This window comes from Ruegeria sp. P10 (assembly GCF_056534925.1).
Map to the genome: position 1 here is coordinate 1 of NZ_JBQERJ010000005.1, position 22869 is coordinate 22869.

The 22869-nt window shown below is 57.9% G+C and carries 20 protein-coding genes and 1 tRNA gene; 12 read left to right on the top strand and 9 right to left on the bottom strand.

Annotation, left to right across the window (positions count from 1 at the left end):
* Positions 1–292: 292 nt before the first annotated feature.
* Entirely contained in the window at positions 293–907 is a 615-nt protein-coding gene (gene msrQ, locus ACR0FB_RS09625; protein WP_171724160.1) for a protein-methionine-sulfoxide reductase heme-binding subunit MsrQ, read from the bottom strand.
* Between the two features lie 4 nt (positions 908–911).
* Positions 912–1814: a protein-methionine-sulfoxide reductase catalytic subunit MsrP gene (msrP, locus tag ACR0FB_RS09630; protein ID WP_171635771.1), complete on the bottom strand. Its 903-nt coding sequence runs from the start codon at positions 1812–1814 to the stop codon at positions 912–914.
* 331 nt (positions 1815–2145) lie between these two features.
* On the opposite strand from msrP, the gene ACR0FB_RS09635 reads away from it, so the two are divergent.
* A complete protein-coding gene (locus ACR0FB_RS09635; protein ID WP_209834110.1) occupies positions 2146–2961 on the top strand; it encodes a cyclase family protein in 816 nt (271 codons plus the stop codon).
* A 119-nt stretch (positions 2962–3080) separates the two neighbouring features.
* Positions 3081–3617, top strand: a complete 537-nt coding sequence (locus tag ACR0FB_RS09640; RefSeq protein ID WP_480609073.1) for a hypothetical protein — start codon at positions 3081–3083, stop codon at positions 3615–3617.
* A gap of 45 nt (positions 3618–3662) precedes the next feature.
* On the opposite strand, the gene clpB is transcribed toward ACR0FB_RS09640, so the two are convergent.
* From clpB to ACR0FB_RS09655, 3 genes are all read right to left on the bottom strand, one after another.
* Positions 3663–6281: an ATP-dependent chaperone ClpB gene (clpB, locus tag ACR0FB_RS09645; protein WP_171635765.1), complete on the bottom strand. Its 2619-nt coding sequence runs from the start codon at positions 6279–6281 to the stop codon at positions 3663–3665.
* 126 nt (positions 6282–6407) lie between these two features.
* On the bottom strand, positions 6408–6722 hold the full coding sequence (locus ACR0FB_RS09650; RefSeq protein WP_171635763.1) for a hypothetical protein: 315 nt from the start codon (positions 6720–6722) through the stop codon (positions 6408–6410).
* A 100-nt stretch (positions 6723–6822) separates the two neighbouring features.
* On the bottom strand, positions 6823–8079 hold the full coding sequence (locus ACR0FB_RS09655; protein ID WP_209834114.1) for a tetratricopeptide repeat protein: 1257 nt from the start codon (positions 8077–8079) through the stop codon (positions 6823–6825).
* A gap of 87 nt (positions 8080–8166) precedes the next feature.
* Here ACR0FB_RS09655 and pyrF point away from each other — a divergent pair, with 87 nt between their 5' ends.
* Positions 8167–8877, top strand: coding sequence for an orotidine-5'-phosphate decarboxylase (pyrF, locus tag ACR0FB_RS09660; RefSeq protein ID WP_171635758.1), 711 nt, complete (start codon positions 8167–8169; stop codon positions 8875–8877).
* A 339-nt stretch (positions 8878–9216) separates the two neighbouring features.
* A complete protein-coding gene (locus ACR0FB_RS09665; protein WP_480485947.1) occupies positions 9217–10470 on the top strand; it encodes a DNA polymerase IV in 1254 nt (417 codons plus the stop codon).
* 2 nt (positions 10471–10472) lie between these two features.
* On the opposite strand, the gene ACR0FB_RS09670 is transcribed toward ACR0FB_RS09665, so the two are convergent.
* Positions 10473–11333, bottom strand: a complete 861-nt coding sequence (locus ACR0FB_RS09670; protein ID WP_480620469.1) for an N-formylglutamate amidohydrolase — start codon at positions 11331–11333, stop codon at positions 10473–10475.
* Between the two features lie 148 nt (positions 11334–11481).
* Here ACR0FB_RS09670 and ACR0FB_RS09675 point away from each other — a divergent pair.
* The 6 genes from ACR0FB_RS09675 (at position 11482) to ACR0FB_RS09700 (ending at position 15450) form a co-directional block, all read left to right on the top strand.
* Positions 11482–11556: transfer RNA gene (locus ACR0FB_RS09675), tRNA-Val, on the top strand.
* A gap of 90 nt (positions 11557–11646) precedes the next feature.
* Positions 11647–11772 (top strand): type B 50S ribosomal protein L36, encoded by a 126-nt coding sequence (gene ykgO, locus ACR0FB_RS09680; protein ID WP_005648635.1) that lies wholly within the window; start codon positions 11647–11649, stop codon positions 11770–11772.
* 113 nt (positions 11773–11885) lie between these two features.
* Positions 11886–13046 carry a WD40/YVTN/BNR-like repeat-containing protein gene (locus ACR0FB_RS09685; RefSeq protein ID WP_480492213.1) on the top strand — a complete coding sequence of 387 codons (1161 nt, stop codon included), beginning with the start codon at positions 11886–11888 and terminating at the stop codon, positions 13044–13046.
* A 196-nt stretch (positions 13047–13242) separates the two neighbouring features.
* The gene (locus ACR0FB_RS09690; RefSeq protein ID WP_480620471.1) at positions 13243–14259 is read left to right on the top strand and encodes a Fe(3+) ABC transporter substrate-binding protein; all 1017 of its coding nucleotides are present in this window, start codon (positions 13243–13245) and stop codon (positions 14257–14259) included.
* A 118-nt stretch (positions 14260–14377) separates the two neighbouring features.
* Positions 14378–14932, top strand: coding sequence for a helix-turn-helix domain-containing protein (locus ACR0FB_RS09695; protein ID WP_480620473.1), 555 nt, complete (start codon positions 14378–14380; stop codon positions 14930–14932).
* Entirely contained in the window at positions 14929–15450 is a 522-nt protein-coding gene (locus ACR0FB_RS09700; RefSeq protein WP_171635747.1) for a GNAT family N-acetyltransferase, read from the top strand. Before ACR0FB_RS09695 ends, ACR0FB_RS09700 begins: the two co-directional genes overlap by 4 nt.
* Positions 15451–15643: 193 nt before the next feature.
* Here the strand turns inward: ACR0FB_RS09700 and ACR0FB_RS09705 are convergent, their stop codons facing one another.
* The 3 genes from ACR0FB_RS09705 to ACR0FB_RS09715 form a co-directional block, all read right to left on the bottom strand.
* Positions 15644–18436 (bottom strand): bifunctional aconitate hydratase 2/2-methylisocitrate dehydratase, encoded by a 2793-nt coding sequence (locus ACR0FB_RS09705; RefSeq protein ID WP_480620475.1) that lies wholly within the window; start codon positions 18434–18436, stop codon positions 15644–15646.
* Between the two features lie 182 nt (positions 18437–18618).
* The gene (locus tag ACR0FB_RS09710; protein WP_480620477.1) at positions 18619–19956 is read right to left on the bottom strand and encodes a serine hydrolase domain-containing protein; all 1338 of its coding nucleotides are present in this window, start codon (positions 19954–19956) and stop codon (positions 18619–18621) included.
* 126 nt (positions 19957–20082) lie between these two features.
* Positions 20083–21006, bottom strand: a complete 924-nt coding sequence (locus tag ACR0FB_RS09715) for a LysR family transcriptional regulator (protein ID WP_480620478.1) — start codon at positions 21004–21006, stop codon at positions 20083–20085.
* Between the two features lie 122 nt (positions 21007–21128).
* Between ACR0FB_RS09715 and cuyA the strand changes: the two genes are divergently transcribed.
* A complete protein-coding gene (gene cuyA / locus ACR0FB_RS09720; RefSeq protein WP_480620480.1) occupies positions 21129–22142 on the top strand; it encodes a D-cysteate sulfo-lyase in 1014 nt (337 codons plus the stop codon).
* 3 nt (positions 22143–22145) lie between these two features.
* Positions 22146–22853 (top strand): cysteate racemase, encoded by a 708-nt coding sequence (gene cuyB, locus ACR0FB_RS09725; protein WP_171724151.1) that lies wholly within the window; start codon positions 22146–22148, stop codon positions 22851–22853.
* Positions 22854–22869: the final 16 nt, after the last annotated feature.

A 22869-nucleotide genomic window follows, 5' to 3' on the forward strand; every position in this document is an offset into this window, starting at 1 on the left:
CTAAATCCTAACCTCAGATGCCCCCGGTCTCTCCCGAGCGTAACCGCCGCTTCCGCCGCGTCCCAGCGCCTCAGCAGCGCCGGTGAAGGGGGTTCTAAGTATAACAAACAAATCCCGCAAGCGGAAAATACACAAAAACAGAAGAAATTCTTGAAAAGTTAATTTATCCAAGAATCACAGATATTTAATTCAGATCAACCAAGCACACTGCCGCCGATAACTATGTAAAGGCAGGTCAGAATTCCCGGTTCAGCGCGTTATGCACATGATTACCCACAGCCTCACGTCCGAGTCAGGCGGAATCGGCCCTGTTGGACCGGAAAGACAGGTTGGGAATCGGCAGGCGCAGGACAAGCAGGGCGATAATGGCAGCCAGGTAAGCAAGCGGCTCGATCTGAAATCCTTTTGCCAGCAAGAGGTAATGCATCGCCCCCAACAATGCGGCCGCGTAAACGAGGTGGTGCAGCTTGCGCCAGCGCGGTCCCAGTCGGCGCACAGACCAGTTGTTGGAGGTCAACGCCAGCGGAAGCAGAAGAAGAAACCCCGCCATGCCGACTGTTATGTACGGGCGTTTGAGGATATCCGCCCAGATCTGGCTGGGAAGCTGCACATCCAGAACCAGCCACACAAGAAGATGCAACGCGACGTATACAAACGTGAGCACCCCGATCGCGCGCCGAAACTTCATCAGGTTGAGGCCGACATGCCGGCGCAGGGGTGTGACCGCCAGACCGGCAATCAGCAACTGAAGGGCCAGTTCCCCATATCTGTGCTCCAACGCCTCAATCGGTTCGACCCCCAAACCACCGGTCAGGCCAAGATAAAACAGCCAGGGGGCGGGCAACGCCCCCAGCAGATAAACGACCCATACCGGAATACGGCGGAGTGTCTGGTTCATCGCCGACATGGTTTTAATAGTTCTTGGCCAGATCCATGCCTTCATAAAGGCTGGCGACCTCTTGTTCATAGCCGTTGAACATCAGGGTCGGCTTACGTGACGCGAAAAGCCCGCCCCCGATCTCGCGCTCTGAAGCCTGAGACCAGCGTGGATGGTCCACGTTGGGGTTCACATTACTGTAGAACCCGTATTCGCGTGGATTGGACATGTTCCAGCTGGTGGGCGGTTCATCCTTTGTGAGCGTGATCCGAACAATCGACTTGATCGATTTGAAGCCGTATTTCCAAGGAACGACCAGACGCAAGGGCGCACCGTTCTGGTTGGGAATCGGGCGGTCGTAAATTCCGGTTGCCATGATTGTCAGGGGGTGCATCGCCTCATCCAGGCGCAATCCCTCTCGGTACGGCCAATCGAGAACGGGAAACCGCGTTCCCGGCATTTCATCCGGGCGATAGGCCGTCTCAAAAGCCACATATTTCGCGCCGTCTTGCACGCCCGCCATATTGAGAAGGTCGGCCAGCTCAAATCCGTTCCACGGAATTACCATCGACCAGGCTTCCACACAGCGAAAGCGGTAGATCCGCTCCTCTATCGTCATCTCGGACAGGATGGCCTGAAAATCATAGTCGCCGGGGTGGTCGACCAGACCATCAATCGTGACGCTCCAGGGTTCGGTCACCAGCGTATGAGCATATTTCGCCGGGTCATCTTTTCCGGTCCCGAACTCATAGTAGTTGTTGTAGGTGGTGATCTCTTCCCACGTGTTCGGCTCCAACCCATCCTGTGCTGCCGCCGGTTTGGCCATCGCAGTCAGGCCGACACCAGCCAGCCCGGCCATAACCTGCCGCCGGTTGAGGAACGCCGCCCGGGGGGTGACGTCTGCATGTGTCAAAGTATTGGTCCAGCGATGCGCCATATGGGTCTCCGTCATCTTCAGTGGTCGCTATTGACGTAGTGTGCTGATAGCACAGAGCCACGGAAACAGGCGTAACGATTGAGCGAAGTGATTGTAACGTTCCATTGTAACAGGGCATTCGAGTAACGTTTTCAGCACCGAAAACCATAGACTCGAGAACTTTTGGAGCCCGGCGGAAAACTGCGGTTTTCGTGGATTACCGTCAGAACACGGGCACAAAACTTTACAACTGCGGGCGCAAGGCTGCACTCTGTCAGGTGGGCGCCACGCCAAGCCGAACGCGAGGCAAGGCTGCGAGTGCAGCCTTTTGGCCGCAATGGGAGGAAGAAAAATGTGTGATATCTGCGTAATGAATGCCGTCAAAGACAAGATGCTGTCTCGTCGCGGGTTCTTCAAAGCTGCCGCAGCTTCGGGTGTTGCAGCAGCCGCAACCGGAGCCGTCGCGCCGCAAGCACTGGCGGCCGGGCATGGCGGTGTCGAAGATATGACCCATACGCTGAGCCCGGATTTCCCGACATGGGGCGGCGAACCCGGCATTTCGGCCGAGCAGGCTTTCAACTTTGCTGATCACGGCTTCAATCTGTTCAACCTGTCAATCAACGAACATACGGGCACGCATATCGATGCGCCGCTTCACTTTTCGGCGGATGGGACGTCGGTTGATGAAATCCCCGTCACGGATCTGGTCGCCCCCTTATGCGTCGTGGACATCGCCGCCCGAGCGGCCGAGGACGCTGACACGCGCGTCACCCCGGACGATCTGAAAGCCTGGATTGCGGCCAATGGTGATATTCCTGATGGTGCCTGCGTGGCGATGCATTCCGGATGGGCAGGCAAAACCGCCACGGATGAGTTCCGCAATTTCGACGGCGAAGCGCAGCATTACCCGGGCTTCCACGTTGAAGCCGCGGAGATGCTGATGGAGGAGACCGGAGCACGATCAATTGCCGTTGATACCCTGTCCTTGGATCACGGCATGTCCGCAGATTTCGCGACACATTACGCGTGGTTGCCGTCAGGCCGGTTCGGGATCGAATGTCTGGCTGGGCTGGATCGCGTGCCTGCGTCGGGTGCAACGCTGGTGATCGGCGCACCCAAGCACCAAGGCGGCACCGGCGGGCCGGCGCGGATCTTTGCATTGATCTGACAAATGCCCGGGCGGCCGACCAGCGCCCGCCCGGCCATCTTTCCGGTAGGGCCAAACTTCTGCCACAGTTGCAGACCAAGACGTCGTGCATTCTTGATCTGTTCGGGACACCTGCCTTCATGTTGCTTAGACTCCTTGTTGTTTTTTTGTCTTTGCTGTGCGGATCGGCATTAGCTGATGTGCAATCGTGCAAAAAGCTGTTTGAGCGCGCGCCGCAGGTCCTGAGCGATCTGAATCAGATCGGGTCTGAAGTTTATGAAGACAGCCATCCGGGCCTCGGCTATTCCGCCACTTTTGCAGACCCATCTTCCAAGATCACGGTTTTCTTCTATGACCATCAACAAAGGGACGTCTCATCTGAAATGGCCCTTGAAAGCTTTAAACAAGCTGCACGCGATATCGCTGCAATAGCTGCGCGGCGCGGTGCCGAGCTTGGTGAAATCAACGCCTATCAGTTGCGTGATCCGTCGCAGGTGTTGCCGTATCGGGCCGAGGCCAAAGCATCAGATGGCCTGTCCGAACTTCTGGCAGTCGGCGTCGTGGACAATTGTATTGTGAAGCTGAGGTTCACGGCCCAGTTTCCAATGGAGAAAGCGCAGGTCTGGATGAAGGTCCTCAGTGATTATCTGAACAAAGGCTATGGAAAACCGACATGAAAAAGGCCCGCCAAAAAAGCGGGCCTTTCAGTTCACGGTGTCAGATCAATGCACCACGGCATCGTCCGGGCGCGGTCGCTCGGAAGTTCCCAAACGATCACCGATGATCAAACCATCTTGCCCGGCGGTGACCGGAACGACGTCACCATCCTTGATTTCCCCGGCCAGCAGAGCTTCGGCCAACGGGTTCTGCAAGGCGCGCTGGATGACGCGTTTCAGCGGGCGGGCACCGAAGACCGGGTCATAGCCTTCATTGGCCAGCCACTCCTTGGCGCTGTCATCCAGGGCCAGCTCGATCTTGCGGGCGGCCAGACGTTTTTGCAGACGTGCCATCTGAATATCGACGATGCCATCCATATCGGCCCGCTTGAGGCGGTCAAAGATGATCGTTTCGTCCAGACGGTTCAGGAATTCGGGCCGGAAATGTGCCCGGACCGCATCCATCACGTCGCGCTTGGCCTGTGAACTGTCCGCACCTTCGGGCAGCTGGCTGAGCGCCTGAGACCCAAGGTTCGACGTCAGGATGATCAGCGTCTGTTTGAAGTCCACGGTGCGGCCCTGACCATCGGTCAGAACGCCATCGTCCAGAACCTGCAACAGCACGTTGAAAACATCCGGGTGCGCCTTTTCGACCTCGTCGAACAGCACGACCTGATAGGGCCTGCGCCGCACGGCTTCGGTCAGCACACCGCCTTCGTCATAACCGACATAGCCCGGAGGGGCACCGATCAGACGGGCGACCGCGTGTTTCTCCATGAACTCGGACATATCGATGCGTACCATCGCGTTGTCGTCGTCAAACAGGAAGTTCGCCACGGCCTTGGTCAGTTCGGTCTTACCCACACCGGTGGGCCCGAGGAACAGGAACGAGCCCAGCGGGCGGCCTTCGTCGTTCAGGCCCGCGCGCGCGCGGCGTACGGCATTGGCCACGGCGGTGACCGCCGCATCCTGCCCGATCACGCGGGAATGCAGTTCTTCTTCCATCCGCAGCAGTTTCTCGCGTTCGCCTTCCAGCATTTTGGCGGTCGGGATGCCCGTCCAGCGTTCGACAACGCTGGCTATCTGTTCCGGACGCACCGTTTCCTCGGCCATCATGGCGTTGCTTTCGGCATTCTCGGCCTCGGACAGCTTTTTCTCAAGCTCGGGGATGATGCCATAGGACAGCTCACCCGCCTTGGCGAGGTTGCCTTCGCGCTTGGCGATTTCCAGATCGGCCCGCGCCTTGTCGAGCTGTTCCTTCAAATCCCGCGCGCCAGCCAGCTTGTCGCGTTCGGCCTGCCACTGCGCAGTCATCTCGGCGGATTTTTCCTGAAGTTCTGCTAGATCCTTCTGCAAGGTTTCCAGGCGATCCTTCGATGCCGCATCGTCTTCCAGCTTCAGCGCCTCTTCCTCGATCTGCATTTGCAGAATCTGGCGATCCAGCTGATCGAGTTCCTCAGGCTTGGAATCCACCTCCATCCGCAACCGCGACGCGGCTTCATCGACCAAGTCGATGGCTTTGTCGGGCAGGAACCGGTCGGTGATATAGCGATGCGACAGGGTCGCCGCCGACACCAACGCCGAATCCGAGATGCGCACGCCGTGGTGCAGCTCGTACTTTTCCTTGATGCCGCGCAGAATGCTGATCGTGTCTTCGACCGTCGGCTCCTGAACCATCACCGGCTGGAACCGGCGCGCAAGGGCCGCGTCTTTTTCGACGTATTTGCGATACTCGTCCAGTGTGGTCGCACCGATACAATGCAGCTCACCCCGGGCGAGCGCGGGCTTGATCAGGTTGGCGGCATCCATCGCACCATCCGATTTGCCCGCGCCAACCAGCGTGTGCATCTCGTCGATGAACAGGATGATCTCACCCGCGGCCTCGGTCACCTCGGTCAGAACAGCCTTGAGGCGTTCTTCGAATTCACCACGGTATTTCGCACCGGCAATCAGCGCACCCATGTCGAGCGCAAGCAGCTTCTTGTCCCTCAGTGATTCCGGTACGTCGCCGTTGACGATGCGCAACGCCATGCCCTCGGCAATCGCGGTTTTACCGACGCCAGGTTCCCCTATCAGAACCGGGTTGTTCTTGGTGCGGCGCGACAGAACCTGCATTGAGCGGCGGATTTCCTCATCCCGCCCAATGATCGGGTCAATCTTGCCTTCAGCCGCAGCTTCAGTCAGATCCCGCGCATATTTCTTGAGCGCGTCATAGCCCTCTTCCGCCGACGCTGTGTCAGCAGTGCGACCCTTGCGGATGTCATTGATCGCTTCATTCAGCTTCTGGGCAGATACCGCACCGGCCTCCAAAGCCTCCTTGGCTTTGGATTTCACCATGCACAGCGCCATCAAAACGCGTTCAACGGGCACAAAGCTGTCGCCCGCCTTGGTGGCGATCTTTTCGGCCTCGTCCAGAACCTTGGCCGTCTGGCCGTCCATGTAAATCTGGCCGGCATCACCGCTGACTTTCGGGATCTTGCCCATGGCAGCGTCAAGCGCCTCGACCACGCGGTTCGGCGCGCCGCCCGCGCGTGTGATCAGATTGCTTGCCAGCCCCTGATCGTCATCCATCAATGCTTTGAGTATATGTGTGGGCTCCAGCCTCTGGTGCCCCTCGCGCAGCGCAATGGTCTGCGCCGCCTGCACGAACCCCCGTGCCCGTTCAGTGAACTTGTTCAAGTCCATGATATTCTCCTTTTCCAAGCGCCCCGTTTTGATGCGCCCGCCTGGCGGCACGCGTCGGTCGAAGCCTCACATTCAATCTGGGAAATACCTTTGCCGGTTCAAGAGGCTAGAGAGTGAAAAAACGCCTCAACCACGCGGAATCGTATAGACAGTGTAGCCCCCGGTTTCGGCCACCTGCTGGGCATCGTTCGTCTCGACCAGCGACTGCGCGGCGGCGCTGCCCGTGGGGCAGGATACAAGATCGGCGGTGTGGTCGAGGAAATTGCCGGTAAAGGTGGTTTCTCCGGTCAACTGGCACCAGTCATCTTCGGACCGATAGCCCCGAACAAGATACAAATCATCATTGGTCGGGGGCGGCGCGGCGCCGGTTTCGGTCTGTGGCGGCGTGTCGTCGCAGGCGGCCAGCGTGGCGACGACGGCCAGCGGAACAAGGTGCTTCATGGTCTGTCCCTTTGATGCAATTTTCGTTTCAGAGTGGCAGCACCATAGCACAGTTGGGACAAAGCGAGGACACCGCTGGCTCCTTTGTCAGCTGTGGGCGTCAACCGCCTTCGATCTGCCGGATCAGCTTTTGCGCCTCGTCATCGCCCTGCTCGGCCGCGAGGCGAAGAAACCTCAGCGCCTCTTCGACATCGCCGATTTCATAGAGCAACCGGCCGAATTTGCGCTGCGATTTCACATCGCCAAGCTTTGCGGCCCTGCCCCAGAACAACAGGGTCGCTTCCGTGTCCTGAGGCACACCGTCCCGCCCGTGATAGGTCAAAGAACCGAGATTGTGCAGCGCCACGACATTGTCCTGCTTGGCGGCCTGGAAATAATAATCCAGCGCCTGTTCGATGTCTTTGGAGTAGCCGTTCTCGCCGATCTCGTAGATGTAGCCCAATCGCGCCGCGGCATCGGCGCTGCCGTTTCGGGCCGCCATCTTCAGATAGTCGACCGCGCGCTGCATATCGCGCGGGACATGCGTTCCTTCGCGATAGATTACGCCGAGGTGCAGCTGAGACGGCTCATATCCGAAGAACGCAGCCCTTTCATAATAGTACAGCGCCTTGTCGATGTCGGGCGCAACACCTTTCCCGTTCTCGAAGCCATACGCGACGTTGTGCATGCCCATCGGCAGAGCGCTTTCTGCAGCCGCCATGTACCAGGCAAACGCGGTCTCGTGGTCCTCGGGAACGATCTCGCCATCACTATAGAGCGAAGCGAGCGTGTTCATCGCCAGCCCGCTGCCCTCCATCGCGGCCAGTTCCGAAAACTCGAGCGCCATTTCCAGCTTGCCGCCCTTCATGAGCGCCCGGCCAAAGGCGGCCACGACCTCGGCATCGACATCCTGGTCTTTCAGCAGCAGATCGGCGCAGATCGCCATCGCATTCTCGGCGTCCATGTCGGCCCATTTCACCCCGTCGAAATAGGGCGACTGCCCCGGAGCGGCAGCGGCCATCAGGCAGTCATACTCTCCGTCCGAATAGTCGGGGTCCTGCGGTGGATCGTCGGGGTTGGGTTCCGGCCGGGGGCGCAGGTCGGAAACCCGCAGGCGCCGTTGCGGTTCCTTGGGGTCGTCGGCCTTTGCCGGCGCAGAGGCCTCGCCGGTCAGCCCGACCAGCAGATCGCGCGCCAGCTGCGAATAGATCGGGCAATCGGCGTAGATCCGTGAAAAACTCTCGATCGCCGTCGCCGACCCGCTGTCCTTGACGTCCGCCCAGACCAGTCGGGCCTCGCCGCAATCCGTTTCATCGGCCCAGACCGCGCCCGCCCCGACCAGAACAGCCGCCGAGGCCACCACACCCAACCGTATCATCCCGTATTTTCCTGCGTCTTTTCTTGTCTCAATGCGCCACACGCTCTACAGAAGCGCCGATCCCGTCAAGCTTGAAAGGTCGATACAATGCTCCAAACCGCCGATGACCGCCTGATCGTCGCCCTCGACGTCCCCAACGCGCTGGAAGGGCTGAAGCTGGCCGAGACGCTGGGCGACGCCGTTTCGTTCTACAAAATCGGCCTGGGCATGCTGACAGGCGGCGGGCTGGCACTGGCCAATGAGCTCAAGCAGGAACACGGCAAGCGCATCTTCCTGGACATGAAGCTGTTCGACATCGGCAACACGGTGGAAAACGCGGTGCGGGGGCTGGCGCAGTTCGATCTGGATTTCCTGACCGTGCATGGCGACCCGCATGTGGTGCGCGCCGCCAAGGAAGGGGCGGCGGGCAAGGATCTGAAAATCCTGGCGGTGACCATCCTGACCTCGCTGAACCGCGACGACTTGGATGCCGGCATGATGAAGGCCGGTGACGTTCAGGACATGGTGGTGGAACGCGCCGCCCACGCCTTCGAGGCCGGGGCCGACGGCGTGATCGCCAGCCCGCAGGAGGCCGCCCTGATCCGCGCCCTGCCCCAGGCGAAGGGCCGGCTGATCGTAACCCCCGGCGTGCGTCCGGCAGGCGCGGCACTGGGCGATCAAAAACGTGTGGCCACACCTGCCAGCGCCATCCAGGACGGGGCGGATCATATCGTAGTTGGCCGCCCCATTTATCAGGCCGAAGATCCAAAATCCGCGGCCGCGGCCGTTTTGACCGAGTTAAATTCTCTGAAAACGTGATGAGCAGAATCATCGTTTCAACAGGGATTCACGCTGAAAAAACCGCCGCAACAGGTTGACCTTACGTCAGTTTTTCGCGAATCCGCGCCAAATCGTCCCTGTGCCAGAAAACACACATTCAAAAAGCGAGTTTCTGAAAAGCGCGCCAAACCCTATCTCAACCGGAAAATCTTAGCGATTCTCAAGGGGATTTACTCCCCAACGAACCTACTCTTCCTGAGGTTCGTTACTTCCCCCCCGCGAAGCGCGGGGGGTTCTTTTCTCCGAATGATCTTTGATCGATATCACTGGATGATATAAAGGACCCCCAAGACAACTGCGGAACACACGAGGACGCAGATGCCCGGTCTTTGCCGAGATTGCCTGACCCCTTTTACGAACGAACGGCGCTGCACGGCCTGCGGCAGTCCCAGGGTAAAGTCTCATCCCGAACTGTTTGATCTGTCCATCGCACATATGGATTGCGATGCCTTCTATGCTTCGGTGGAAAAGCGGGACAATCCGGAACTGGCAGACAAGCCTGTCATCATCGGCGGCGGCAAACGCGGTGTTGTATCCACGGCATGCTACGTGGCCCGAATTCGCGGTGTGCGATCCGCCATGCCCATGTTCAAAGCGCTGCAACTGTGCCCCGATGCCGTCGTGATCAAACCACGCATGTCCGTGTATGCCCAGGTGTCACGGGACATCCGCGCCATGATGGACGAACTGACACCAGTGGTCGAACCCCTGTCCCTGGACGAAGCTTTCATGGACCTGTCCGGCACCGAACGCCTGCACGGAGCCCCCCCGGCCGTCATGCTGGCGCGCCTGGTCAAACGCATGAAGGATGAACTGGGTGTGACAGGATCCATCGGGCTGAGTCACAACAAGTTTCTGGCCAAGGTTGCCTCGGACCTCGACAAGCCCCGTGGGTTTTCGGTGATCGGCAAGGCCGAGACGGCTGAGTTTCTGAATGACAAACCCGTAAGGTTGATCTGGGGTATTGGCCCCGCTGCGCAGGAATCACTGGACCGGGCAGGGATTCGAACCTTCAACGACCTACTGCGTTGGGATCAGGAGGCTTTGACTGTGCGTTTCGGCTCGATGGGGTATCGCCTGTGGCATTTGGCACGGGGTCAGGACAAACGACGCGTTTCAGCCCATGAACCGATGAAATCCATCAGCAATGAGACCACGTTTTTCGAGGACACCGCCAATATTGATATTCTGGACGGACATTTGTGGCGCATGGCCCTGAAGGTCTCGGACCGGGCCAAGGCCAAGGATCTGGCTGGCCGGGTCGTTACGCTGAAGCTGAAGAAAGCCAATCACAAGATTCTGACACGGCGCGTGTCATTGCGGGACGCAACGCAGATCGCGGACAAAATCTATCGCACCGCAAAAGGGCTTTTCGATCAGGTGGGGGATCAGGGGCCATACCGCCTGTTGGGGTGTGGCCTGTCTGACCTGTGCCCGGCGGATCAGGCTGACATCTCCGGCGACCTGCTTGATCCCGGCGCCGTCCGCAGATCACAGGCCGAGCGGGCCACCGACCAGATCCGCCAGAGATTCGGCCCGGAAGCAATCGTGAAGGGCCGCGCTTTGCGCTAGTTTCATTCCGCCGCCAGACGGAAAGGTTTTGAACCGATTCTGGATATGTCGCGCACCACCTGCCGGAGGAGTTTCGAAAACGTCATGAAATTGGCGTTCGGCGCAATTTTTTCTTCGTCCATATACAAGGCCCGGTCGATTTCAATCTGGATCGCGTGTTGCTGGCGGGTGGGGCGGCCGTAAGTCTGTGTCACATAGGCCCCGGCAAACGGGGCGTTGCGCACCACATTCAGACCTGCCGCGGCAAACGCCGATTCGATGAGGTCCACGATTTCAGACGAGGCCGACGCACCGAACCGATCACCCAGCACGATCTCGGGCCGTTTGTTTCGGGTCGTACCAGCCATGGCCACCGCCTCATGCGGCATGGAGTGGCAATCCACCAGTATGGCCTGGCCGAATTTCTCGTGTGATTCGGCCAGCAGGGATTTCAAACGTGCATGATAGGGGCGCCAATAGGTGTCGATGCGCAGCCGCGCCTCGTCCATGGTCAGCTTGCCGCTGTAGATTGCCCGTCCATTGGCCACAACGCGGGGAATCACACCCAACCCTGATGCGACCCTGGGGTTGTGCCCATGCCTGCGGGCACCGCTGATCAGCGCCGGGTCCAGTTCGTCCAGACTGCGATTCAGGTCCAGATAGGCGCGTGGCATGGTCGCTTTGATCAAAGGCGCGCCATTCTCGGCCGCGGCAGCAAACAATTGATCCACGAAGGCGTCTTCCGAGGATCGAATCACGCTTTGATTCAGAACGGACCGCTTCAAAAACGCTTCGGGATAATTCCGCCCGCTATGAGGAGATGAAAAAACCACGCATGAACTGCGGTTTTCCGGCATATCCAATACAAAGGCTGCGTTCTGCATGATCCCTCCATGTTCGCAATCAACATAGACCGGAAAATAGTTCTACCAAACCCCTTGAACCCCTTTGCGACTCCTTTTATAGACCCCGCTACCGGCGCGGGGTTCCGCGCCCCATTTCGTTATGGGGCTGGGCACGCAAAGGGAAAGTGGGCGGTTAGCTCAGCGGTAGAGCACTTCGTTGACATCGAAGGGGTCACAAGTTCGATCCTTGTACCGCCCACCATGATTTCACTGTTCCGGAGATCCGGGACACCCGAGTAACCCAGGCGCTGGCCACGTCCTTGATGAAGGCGCCGCAGATTGGAGACAGACCATGAAGGTCAAGAACTCGCTCCGCTCGCTCAAGAATCGGCACCGCGACTGCCGTGTTGTGCGTCGCAAAGGCCGCGTCTACGTTATCAACAAGACGCAGCGCAAGTTCAAAGCTCGCCAGGGCTGAGAACAGCAAAACACCGTTTTAGAAAACCGCGCCCTTGAGCGCGGTTTTTTTGTTTTCTGCACCTGTGGGCCTGACGTGCTACCCTTGCTTCGACATTGCGGAGTGTGAAACCCATGCGCGAACACGGCATCGACGTACTGGTGGGAACGACCAAGGGAACGTTCATTATCTCTGGTGATCAGAACAGGTCAGATTGGAAAGTGACGGGCCCGCATTGTGAAGGATGGCCGATCAACCACGTCATCGGCGACAAGGAAACGGGCACGATTTGGGCCGGGGGCGGTGGTGACTGGCATGGCGCCGGAGTCTGGTGTTCCGAAGACGGCGGTGTGACTTGGCAGGTCGCAAAACTCACCAAGGGCCAAATGGACGAGTGGGCCGCCAACGACCAGGATTTTGCCCAGATGATCGGCTGGACCGGAGAACCCGCACCATTCGCCGATGAGTTTTCGCAGGTCTGGTCTTTGCGTTATCAACATGGAACGTTGTACGCAGGCACAAAACCGGCCCGCCTGCTAGCCAGCCACGACAATGGTCGGACATGGGACACGCTTGAGGGCCTGACAAACCACCCCTCGGCACCCGATTGGGATCCCGGCGGTGCGGGGCTGGTCCTGCATACAATCGTGACTGACCCAAATGATTCGAAAAAGCTCTGGGTCGGCATTTCCGCTGCGGGTGTGTTTGCAACCGAGGATGGTGGCGCAAGCTGGGAGCGGCGAAACAGATTGTCCAACGCCGAATCTTGCACGCATCATGATCATCCCGCTGCCCCCAGGGATGGTGAAACGGGTCATTGCGTCCACAACATGGTTCAAGCTCCGGGAACCGCGGATTTGCTGTACCAGCAAAACCATCACGGTGTTTGGCGCTCGGCCGACGGAGGGCGCAGTTGGGATGACATCACCGAAGGCCTGCCATCCACCTTTGGATTTCCGATTCATGTGCACCCACGTGATCCGGACACGATCTGGACATTGCCTTTGAACGGAGACAGCATCGGGCGCTATCCACCGGATGCCGCCGCGGCAGTTTGGAAATCCACAAACGGAGGCGCAACATGGCAAGACCAGCGACGTGGCTTGCCGCAAGAAAGCTGTTTTTTCACTGTTCTGCGACAGGCCATGGCCGGAGACCGCCGAGACCCCGCCGGTATCTATTTCGGGACCAACAGCGGCTCGGTTTTTGCCAGTGTTGATGAAGGGGACACATGGACGGAAGTCGCGCGCCATTTGCCCACGATCCTTGCAGTTGAGGTACTTGATCGTGAGTGATCCAGACACTGCCGTGTGACGCGGATCTTTCCGTTCAACACAACTCGCGCCCGCCCCCAACAAGCCTCGCAAGGGTGCCTGCGCTCATTTGACCAAGTAAATCTGTCGGATTTTCTTGCATCTCGCTGAGAATCGTATAATTGAGCAAATCAGTCGGGTTATCAACCGACGCGAAATTCAATTGTTGGGGCAAACTATGCTGAAATCCACAACCTGCCTGGCCGCCGCTCTGTCGGCATTGATCGCAACATCAGCCGCAGCTGAAGGCGAGCTGAACCTTTATTCGTCGCGCCACTATGACACTGACGAACGTCTTTACACGGACTTCGAAGAAGCGACCGGCATCAAGATCAACCGGATCGAAGGCAAGGCGGATGAATTGATCGCGCGCATGGAAGCCGAAGGCGCGAACTCTCCGGCGGATATCATGCTGACGGTCGACACGTCTCGCCTGGCGCGTGCCAAAGATGCGGGCATTCTGCAAGCCATCGACAGCGAAACCCTGGAGGAGCGCATCCCCGCCAACCTTCAGGACGAAGACAACCAGTGGTTCGGCTTCTCACAGCGCGGTCGGATCATCTTTTACAACAAAGAAAACGTTGCCAATCCGCCGGCCACTTACGCAGACCTCGCCAAGCCGGAATACAAGGGCCTGATCTGCATCCGATCCTCGACCAACACCTACAACCAGACCCTGCTCGCCTCGATCATCACACATGAAGGTACCGAAGCTGCAAAATCCTGGGCGGAAGGCGTTGTCGCCAACATGGCCCGAGACCCGCAGGGAGGTGACACCGACCAGCTGCGTGGCATCGTTTCGGGTGAATGCGACGTCGCTGTATCGAACACCTACTACTATGCACGGGCTATCCGCAAAGACGTCAAAGGCCTGTCCTCTGACCTCGACAAGATCGGCTGGGTCTTCCCCAATCAGGACAGCTATGGTGCGCATATGAACCTGTCGGGCGGTGGCGTCGCGGCACACGCCCCGAACAAGGAAAACGCAATCCTGTTCCTCGAGTATCTGGCAAGCGATCAGGCGCAGAAGTACTTCTCGGCGGGCAATGACGAATTCCCGGCAGTGCAGAGTGTTGAACTGGCGGAATCGGTAAAGGCCCTGGGTGAGTTCAAAGCTGACGACGTGAACCTGTCGGAGGTCGCAAAGAACATCCCGGAAGCACAGAAAATCTTTAACGAAGTCGGCTGGAAATAATCCACCACCTCATCAAGAGCTTGCGAAGGGCGCGGAGTTTCTGCGCCTTTTTCATTTACATAATCGAATTTTTTATTTAACTTTTCCCGAAATTGGAAATTTTTCTCATTTGTGACCAATGCTCGACAACCTCTCAAACCGCCTTGCCGTCCGTTTGAACGATCTCCGCCACGGGCGCGGGTGGTCCCTGGATCAACTGGCCGCCCACAGCGGAATCAGTCGCGCCACGCTGTCCCGCATGGAGAAAGGAGAGGTCAGCCCCACCGCTGAGAATCTTGGCCGCCTCTGTGCTGCTTATGACCTGCCGATGTCCCGGCTTTTGATGATGGTCGAAGACAGCTTTGACCCCAAGGTGGCGTTTGAACGCCAGACCGAATGGCGTGATCCCGAAACCGGCTTTACCCGCCGTGCAGTTTCACCGCCTGCAAACGGCCTGAACGCCGAGGTCGTGGAATGTCACCTGCCGCGCGATACGGTCATCACTTACGAGGCGCCGCCCAAGTCCGGGCAGGAACACCATCTGATCCTGATCGACGGCGCCCTGACACTGACAGTTGACGGACCCCCCCATGCGCTGAGCGCCGGAGATTGCCTGCGCTATCACCTGTCGGGCCCAACCCGGTTCGAAACCGGGGAATCTCGCGGTGCGCGTTATCTCTTGGTGCTGATATGATCTCGCGTCTGACCGATCTCGATTTCAGCGCGGCAGTAGATGATCTGGCGGAAATCCTCCACGCCTGTGTGCATGACGGGGCCAGCATAGGCTTTGTCCTTCCGTTTACCGAGAGTGACGCACGAAATTACTGGCTGCAAAATGTTCGTCCCGGGCTGAAATCCGGTGCGTTGGAGCTGTTTGCCCTCCACGACAACGGGCGCATTCAGGGCACGGTGCAACTGATCCCCGCGACCATGCCCAATCAACCGCACCGCGCTGATGTTGCGAAACTTCTGGTGCACCCGAACGCCAGACGGCGCGGTTTTGGCCGCGCCTTGATGGAAGCCCTCTTTCAACGAGCGACAGAGTTGGAGCGCACGATGCTGGTTCTTGATACCCGCAGCACCGATCCTTCTCGATTGCTTTATCTGGACCTGGGGTTTCAGATCGCCGGGGAAATTCCGAACTATTGCCGGAACCCGTTCGAAACCAGACTGGAACCCACGACTTACATGTATAAAGAGCTGTCAGCCTGACGCCAAACAGCGACCGCATGACCGTGGATCATGGATTTTCCCCAGCAGTCCACGCGAAGTCGTGCGAAAGGTCCGGGGCATTCCCATGCCGCGCTTTTTCGCGGCGTGCGCTGCAACCAGGCCTGAACACAGCGGAACTCAATCGCCCGGCCACCTGAAGGGATGACCGGGCAATCAACTTTGTGCCTTGCGTTTAGAAATGCGCTGACTTCGTAACTGCGGGCTTTTCCATCGGAGGCGCAAATTTGGTCAGGTCGATACCTTTCACGGCCGATTTGTATTCCTCGGCGGTCGGCATTCGGCCCAAAACAGCCGACAGCACGACCACCGGGGTCGATGCCAGCAGGGATTCGCCTTTCTTGTCCGCCGCGTCCTCAACAACACGGCCTTGGAACAGTCGTGTGGACGTGGCCAGCACAGTGTCACCCTTTGCCGCTTTCTCCTGGTTGCCCATGCAGAGGTTACATCCCGGACGCTCTAGATACAGGATGTTCTCGTATTCCGTCCGCGCTTTGCTTTTTGGGAACAGATCGTCGAATTCAAAGCCTGAATACTTCTGAAGAATGCTCCACTCGCCTTCTTCTTTCAGCTCATCGATGATGTTGTAGGTGGGCGCAGCAACGACCAGCGGGGCCTTGAATTCTACTGTGCCCTTCTCCTGCTCGATGTTTTTCAGCATCTGCGAGACGATGACCAGATCGCCCTTGTGCACCATGCACGATCCAACAAATCCCAGATCGACCTTCTTTTCCCCTTTGTAGTGGGAAACCGGCCGGATCGTATCGTGGGTGTAACGTTTTGATACATCGGCGTTATTGACATCCGGGTCGGCGATCATGGGTTCGCTGATTTCATCCAGGTCAACCACCAACTCGGCAAAATACTTGGCGTTTTCATCCGGTTTCAGGGCCGGCTTTTCACCCGACTTGATTTCCGCGATCCGAGCGTTGGCCTTGTCGATCAGACCTTGCAGTGTCCGGGCCTCGTTATCCATTCCCTTGTCGATCATGATCTGAATACGGCTTTTCGCGATTTCCAGAGATTCGATCAACGTGTCATCCGCTGAGATGCAGATCGACGCCTTGGCCTTCATCTCGGCCGTCCAGTCAGTAAAGGTGAATGCCTGATCCGCCAGCAATGTGCCGATGTGAACTTCGATGATCCGCCCCTGGAACACGTTGTCGCCGAATTTCTTCAGCATCTGCGCCTGGGTGGCGTGAACCACATCGCGGAAATCCATGTGATCCGCCATCTGGCCCTTGAACGTCACCTTGACGGATTCCGGGATCGGCATGGTAGCTTCGCCAGTGGCCAGCGCCAGTGCAACAGTACCCGAGTCTGCACCAAACGCGACGCCTTTGGACATACGTGTATGCGAGTCGCCACCGATGATGATCGCCCAGTCATCCACGGTGATGTCGTTCAGAACCTTGTGGATGACGTCTGTCATCGAGTGATAAACACCTTTGGGGTCACGCGCGGTTATCAGGCCAAAGTTGTTCATGAATTTCATCAGTTTTGGGATATTTGCCTGCGCCTTGGAATCCCAAACCGAAGCAGTATGACAGCCAGACTGATAGGCACCGTCAACGGTGGGCGATATCACTGTCGCCGCCATGGCTTCCAGTTCCTGCGCCGTCATCAGGCCGGTGGTGTCCTGCGAACCGACGATGTTGACCTTCACCCGAACGTCCGAGCCCGCATGCAGAACTTTGCCTTCGGCCACGCCAACCGCGTTTTTGTTGAATATCTTTTCAACCGCCGTCAGGCCCTGCCCTTCATGCGAAATCTCCTTGGACGGCGCGAAAGCGGATTTCACCTCGAGACCGAGCGTCTCGGCCGCGAATGTCTGAAGCTTTTTGCCAAAGACAATGGCATAAGATCCTCCGGCCTTTATGAACTCGGTCTTTTGCGGCGTGAAGGATGATGACAGATCGACCAGCTCTTTGTCGCCTGCGTCATTGTACAGCTTTTTGTCCTTGGTGTTGATGGTCAGTACCGTTCCGGTCTCGACGGAATATTTCTGCTCGAGGATAGGATTGCCGTCATTGTTCAGGATAGGATTGCCGTCGGCATCCACTTTCTTGACCCAGTTCTTGAGATCGATGCCGATCCCGCCGGTGACGCCGACGGTGGTCAGAAAGATCGGTGAAATCCCGTTTGTACCGGCAACAACCGGCGCGATGTTCACGAATGGAACATAGGGGCTGGCTTGCTTTCCTGTCCACAATGCAACGTTGTTGACACCGGACATGCGCGACGATCCAACACCCATCGTCCCTTTTTCAGCAACCAGCATGACGCGCTTGTCCGGGTGCTGTTTTTGCAAGTCCTGAATCTCGGCCTGTGCTTCGGGTGAGATCATGCACTTGCCGTGCAATTCACGGTCTGACCTCGAATGCGCCTGATTGCCGGGCGACAGAAGATCGGTCGAAATATCCCCTTCGGCCGCCACATAGGTCACAACCTTGATTTCTTCTTCGATGTCGGGAAGCCGGGTAAAGAACTCGGCCTTGGCATAGCTTTCCAGAATGTCCCTGGCAACGGCGTTCCCGGCCTCAAAGGCTGTTTTCAGACGGTTGGTATCTGCTTCGTACAGGAACACCTGGGTTTTCAGAACTGCCGCCGCTTTCTGCGCAATCTCTGCGTCATCGCCCAGCGCCAGATCAAGCAGAACCTCTACCGATGGGCCGCCCTTCATATGCGACAGCAATTCAAACGCGAAATCCTGCGAGATTTCTTCAACCGTCGCTTCACCCAGGATGATCTCTTTCAGAAAGCGCGCCTTTTCACCTGCGGCGCTGGTTGTGCCCGGAAGCGTGTTGTAGATGAAGTAGTTCAGTGAATCGGCGCGATGAGCGTGACCCGTATCTTTGATCTGCCCGATGATTTCCTGCAAAAGGGCACCGTCTTCGATGGGTTTGGGGTGCAGACCCTGTTCTTTGCGCGTCTCGATTTCGTTCAGGTATTCTGTGTAAAGGCTCATGACGGTTCCGACCATTTAGCTGATGCACCGGGCCACGTGAAAGCCCGGCGCCTTGAATTTGTATGCGGCGGTATACCAAAGCGTACCGACGTGCAAGATACAGATCTGCGACCCAGTGTCCTGCCCTACGGGCGATGCCCGCCGCAATGTCGGGCGGTGCGTCGATGGGAATGTTCGATCCCCTACCCCCCGAAAGCCGCAATAAGCGCTTTCGCCAAGGGCAAAGAAGAATAGCCCACCCGTGAAGGTGTAAGCCCCATCCGCACGACGACCATGTCACGCGACGGGAAAATTCCGATGGACTGACCGTCATGCCCTTGCAACCAAACCGCGTCTTCAAACGGTGGCAGGTCACCCGGCGATTTCAACCAGAGATGACCCTTGGCATATTCACCGCCAGACGCCGCAACGGGTCCGAACATCCAGTCCACAAAACCTGTGGGCAAAATCTGTGCGCCGTCCCAAACCCCTTTTTGCAGCAGAAACTGGCCATACCTCGCCCAGTCTCGGGCCGTGGCGTACATATAGCTGGATCCGATGAATGTATCGGCGACATCTGCCTCGATGATCGCCGAAGCCATGCCAAGCGGTTCAAAAAGCGCATCCCGAGGATAGCTCAAACCGCCATCGGGCAGCTTGTCCTGCCACACCCGGGACAACACGGTGGACGTGCCGGAAGAATAGTTGAAGTCGGTTTCAATGCCGGCTTCCAGTGCACGGTCGGCAGCGAAACCGGCCATGTCATCGCTAAGATACAGCATCCTGGTCACGTCTGACACGTCTCCGTATTCTTCATTCCATTGCAGACCGCTTGTCATTGCCAGCATGTCCGCAACAGTAATGTCTCGCCTTGCGTCTTCTGCCCATTCGGGAAAACTGTCGACGAGGGTGTCCGATACATTCATCTGACCCGCTTTGATCAACGTTCCGATCAGCCCGGCCGTCACCGTCTTGGTCATGGACCAGCCCAGCAACGGTGTGTCGGCGTCAAACCCTTCCGCATAGCGTTCGGCCACGATACGCCCGCCTTGAACCACCACTACGGCGCGGTATCCTTCGCCAAGCAGCGTATCATCCGACAAGACGGCCTGAAATTTGGAATCATGAGACTGCGCAACGTCGTTTCCGCTTGGCCAAAGCCCTGTCGGCGCGGGCTTGGCAGCCTCAAGCCCTTGCGCACTCAGGGATGTAGCATGCACGTTGGTGCAGCCAAGCCCCTGCCGGAACTGCGACCTGGCGGGCGCGAAGAACCGAAAGAGTCGCGCATGAACAGTCTGCGCCTCTCGATCGACCTCAATCGAAACATGTTTGAGCAGCGGATGCCCCGGGGCCTGCACATCCACCGCAAGGACCTCTTCCGGATCACGTCCGGCAATGAAAACGTTTGAACAGACAATCTTGGCCGAGTAATTCGTGCCCACTTTCAACAAATCGGGCGGGGCGATCAGCAGATAACCAAGCAGCCCCACGATGCCCAGAACCACGACACCTAGACCCGTTTTCAATACCTTACTGAACATCCGCTGACCTGCCCTTTTGCTGTCTTTTCAGCACAGGTTAGATACATCCAGCTCGGTTTTGCCACTATTCCGTTGCGTATCCTTCCGATGCTGATCGCAAACTCGGCGCCTTTCTCGGTGAACTGCTCAAGTCGTCTCGTCGCTTTGATCCGACGACAACCAAAAGCTTTGCGATCGCCCGGCAAGACGTTGCCAAATCTGTTCACTGAACTCTGGCTTCGCTTCGGCCAAACGAACCATTCTTATTGTCAGCGCCTGTGCAGGCAGGGCCTCTTCAACGCTTACAAGCTGCCCCTGAGCAAGCAGCGTGGCGACCAAAGAGTGGGGTAGCCATGCAACGCCGATTTCATTCACGGCATATTGCAGCATCGCCAGCGTCAGGGCCGTCTCGGCCTTGGCCACGAGTCTGGTTTCGTCGGGCAAACGCGGTGCAATCAATCGGGAAAACACTTGCCCAAGAAAAACATCAGACGGGTAGACAATCGCAGGAATGGTCTTGCCATCCAATTCCCCGCGCATTGCCGGTGCGCATACCGGGATCAATGTGTCGGCACCAAGCGTCCTCGCCTCGAACGCACTTTCGAGGTTCTGCACCCCACCGTCCGATGCCGCGTACATGATCGCGAAATCGACTTCTTTCGAGATCAGTTGCAACAGGCATTCGTCCTGGTTCCCCGATCGCACCTGAACCGAGATATCGCTGTTTTCGGTCAACATCCGGACCACTTTCGGCGAGACGGTTGTCGTCAACGCATGCTGGCACACGAGCGACAAAGACTGGCTGGCCTGATCGCTTTCTGTTTTCAAACTGTGACGCAGTTTGTGCAGACGCGCGCTCAGCTCGCGCAGTTCAGGTTCCAACGCCTGAACGCCCGGCATTAGGGATACGGGTTTGCGGCGACGATCAAACAGGGTCGCTCCGATACTGCCTTCGATGAGCCGCACCCGACGGGTAAAGGCAGATTGGGTCAGCAGCCGTTTTTCCGCGGCGCGCGTCAGCGATCCGCTGTCCAGCACGGCCAATATGTCATCGATCCATTCCAAACGCATGTGAATCAGATAGCCCAGACCTTACTAATATGCAATTTTTGCAACATACTCACTGAATTTCGAATTAGAAGAGCGGCAACACACAGCGTAAATTGACGAAAATCAATATTAGGAATTGTGACATGCATCTTGCGCGCTTTCCCCGCCTTCACCTCGCCCATCTTCCGACACCGCTTGAACCGATGAAGCGGCTTTCCAAAGAACTGGGGGTGGAAATCTGGATCAAGCGCGACGATTGCACCGGCATGTCAACCGGCGGCAACAAGACCCGCAAGCTGGAATTTCTGATGGCCGAAGCGGATGCGCAGGGCGCCGACATGGTGATGACGCAAGGTGCCACTCAAACCAACCACGGTCGACAAACCGCAGCGTTTGCCGCCAAGCTGGGCCTTGATTGCCATATTCTTCTGGAAGATCGCACCGGCTATCAAGATGGCAACTACAATACAAACGGCAATGTCCTGCTGGACCACTTGCACGGCGCGACCACCCAGAAGTTTCCCGGGGGTCACGATATGCCGGGCGAAATGGAAAAGGCTGCCGCGAAGAAACGGGCAGAAGGCCGCAATGTCTATGTCATTCCCGGCGGCGGCTCGAACCCGACCGGGGCGCTGGGCTATGTAAACGCGGCCTTTGAACTGTTGGGTCAGGCCAATGACAGCGGATTGCGGATTGACCGGCTGGTACATGCAACCGGGTCGTCCGGTACGCAGGCAGGTTTGGTGACGGGAATGTGCGCCATGAATGCGCAGGTGCCGGTGCTTGGCATCGGGACAAGGGCACCTCGGCCAAAGCAGGAACAGATGGTGTACGACCTCGCCTGCAAGACCGCCGAAAAGCTGGGGTGCGCGGGCGTGGTAAAGCGTGAAGATGTCATGGCCAATACCGACTATGTCGGCGAAGGCTATGGCCTGCCCACTGAAAGCGGCATCGAAGCGATCCAGATGTTTGCCGAATTGGAAGGTATCCTTCTGGATCCCTGCTACTCGGCCAAGGGTGCGGCGGGCCTGATCGATCTGGCGCGCAAAGGCGAATTCAAAGACCAGCGGGTCGTTTTCCTTCACACGGGTGGCGCGGCGGCCTTGGCGGGGTATGACTTTGCCTTCGATCACAAATACCGCTGGGTGAATATCTGAGCAATGACACTGCGCCCCATCGGCATTCTTGGCGGCATGGGCCCTGAGGCAACGATCCTCCTCCAGCGCAAGCTGGTCGAGGCTGTGCCGGTGAGCGACGACCGGGACCACATTCCGCTTTTGATCGACATGAACACTCAGGTCCCGTCACGGATCGCGCATTTGATCGAAGGGGCGGGCGAAGATCCGGGGCCGACACTGGCGGCGATGGCGCGACGTCTTCAGGATGCCGGCGCCGTGGCGCTGGCAATGCCCTGCAACACGGCGCATCACTATGCCAAGGCGATCACCGATGCCGTGACCGTTCCGCTGTTGAACATGGTTGAACTGGCCGCGGATCACGCCGTCGGGACACTCGGGAAGGGTGGGTGCGTTGGTGTGCTCGCTTCTCCGGCGGTGCGCCGTACTTGTCTTTTCGAAACAGCCCTGCACGCGCGCGGGCTGTCAACCGTTTGGCCAACGGATGACAACGCGATGCTGGCGGCGATCCGCGCGATCAAGGTCAACGGCCAAAGCGACAAGGCGCGCGAAACGCTGCGAGCATCCTCAAGAGCCTTGGTCAAGGCGGGGGCGGGCTTGCAGTTTGTCGCTTGCTCAGAGTTCTCTCTCATTGCCGACAGCGTCGCGGATGACGCCAATGCAGTGGATACGATCGATCTGCTGGTCCGCGCGATCGTCAATTTTTCTCAGACGGGCCGGCATACGAGGTAAAGGCGCATTTTCCGTT

What these genes read in the sequence shown, in the direction of transcription:
- ACR0FB_RS09670 (WP_480620469.1), bottom strand. Translation starts at nt 11,333, where the DNA reads ATGCAGAACGCAGCCTTTGTATTGGATATGCCGGAAAACCGCAGTTCA.
- ACR0FB_RS09635 (WP_209834110.1), top strand. Translation starts at nt 2,146, where the DNA reads ATGTGTGATATCTGCGTAATGAATGCCGTCAAAGACAAGATGCTGTCT.
- msrP (WP_171635771.1), bottom strand. Translation starts at nt 1,814, where the DNA reads ATGGCGCATCGCTGGACCAATACTTTGACACATGCAGACGTCACCCCC.
- ACR0FB_RS09705 (WP_480620475.1), bottom strand. Translation starts at nt 18,436, where the DNA reads ATGAGCCTTTACACAGAATACCTGAACGAAATCGAGACGCGCAAAGAA.
- ACR0FB_RS09655 (WP_209834114.1), bottom strand. Translation starts at nt 8,079, where the DNA reads ATGATACGGTTGGGTGTGGTGGCCTCGGCGGCTGTTCTGGTCGGGGCG.
- pyrF (WP_171635758.1), top strand. Translation starts at nt 8,167, where the DNA reads ATGCTCCAAACCGCCGATGACCGCCTGATCGTCGCCCTCGACGTCCCC.
- ACR0FB_RS09650 (WP_171635763.1), bottom strand. Translation starts at nt 6,722, where the DNA reads ATGAAGCACCTTGTTCCGCTGGCCGTCGTCGCCACGCTGGCCGCCTGC.
- msrQ (WP_171724160.1), bottom strand. Translation starts at nt 907, where the DNA reads ATGTCGGCGATGAACCAGACACTCCGCCGTATTCCGGTATGGGTCGTT.
- ACR0FB_RS09665 (WP_480485947.1), top strand. Translation starts at nt 9,217, where the DNA reads ATGCCCGGTCTTTGCCGAGATTGCCTGACCCCTTTTACGAACGAACGG.
- ACR0FB_RS09710 (WP_480620477.1), bottom strand. Translation starts at nt 19,956, where the DNA reads ATGTTCAGTAAGGTATTGAAAACGGGTCTAGGTGTCGTGGTTCTGGGC.
- clpB (WP_171635765.1), bottom strand. Translation starts at nt 6,281, where the DNA reads ATGGACTTGAACAAGTTCACTGAACGGGCACGGGGGTTCGTGCAGGCG.
- ACR0FB_RS09700 (WP_171635747.1), top strand. Translation starts at nt 14,929, where the DNA reads ATGATCTCGCGTCTGACCGATCTCGATTTCAGCGCGGCAGTAGATGAT.
- ACR0FB_RS09640 (WP_480609073.1), top strand. Translation starts at nt 3,081, where the DNA reads ATGTTGCTTAGACTCCTTGTTGTTTTTTTGTCTTTGCTGTGCGGATCG.
- ACR0FB_RS09685 (WP_480492213.1), top strand. Translation starts at nt 11,886, where the DNA reads ATGCGCGAACACGGCATCGACGTACTGGTGGGAACGACCAAGGGAACG.
- ACR0FB_RS09695 (WP_480620473.1), top strand. Translation starts at nt 14,378, where the DNA reads ATGCTCGACAACCTCTCAAACCGCCTTGCCGTCCGTTTGAACGATCTC.
- cuyB (WP_171724151.1), top strand. Translation starts at nt 22,146, where the DNA reads ATGACACTGCGCCCCATCGGCATTCTTGGCGGCATGGGCCCTGAGGCA.
- ACR0FB_RS09715 (WP_480620478.1), bottom strand. Translation starts at nt 21,006, where the DNA reads ATGCGTTTGGAATGGATCGATGACATATTGGCCGTGCTGGACAGCGGA.
- ykgO (WP_005648635.1), top strand. Translation starts at nt 11,647, where the DNA reads ATGAAGGTCAAGAACTCGCTCCGCTCGCTCAAGAATCGGCACCGCGAC.
- cuyA (WP_480620480.1), top strand. Translation starts at nt 21,129, where the DNA reads ATGCATCTTGCGCGCTTTCCCCGCCTTCACCTCGCCCATCTTCCGACA.
- ACR0FB_RS09690 (WP_480620471.1), top strand. Translation starts at nt 13,243, where the DNA reads ATGCTGAAATCCACAACCTGCCTGGCCGCCGCTCTGTCGGCATTGATC.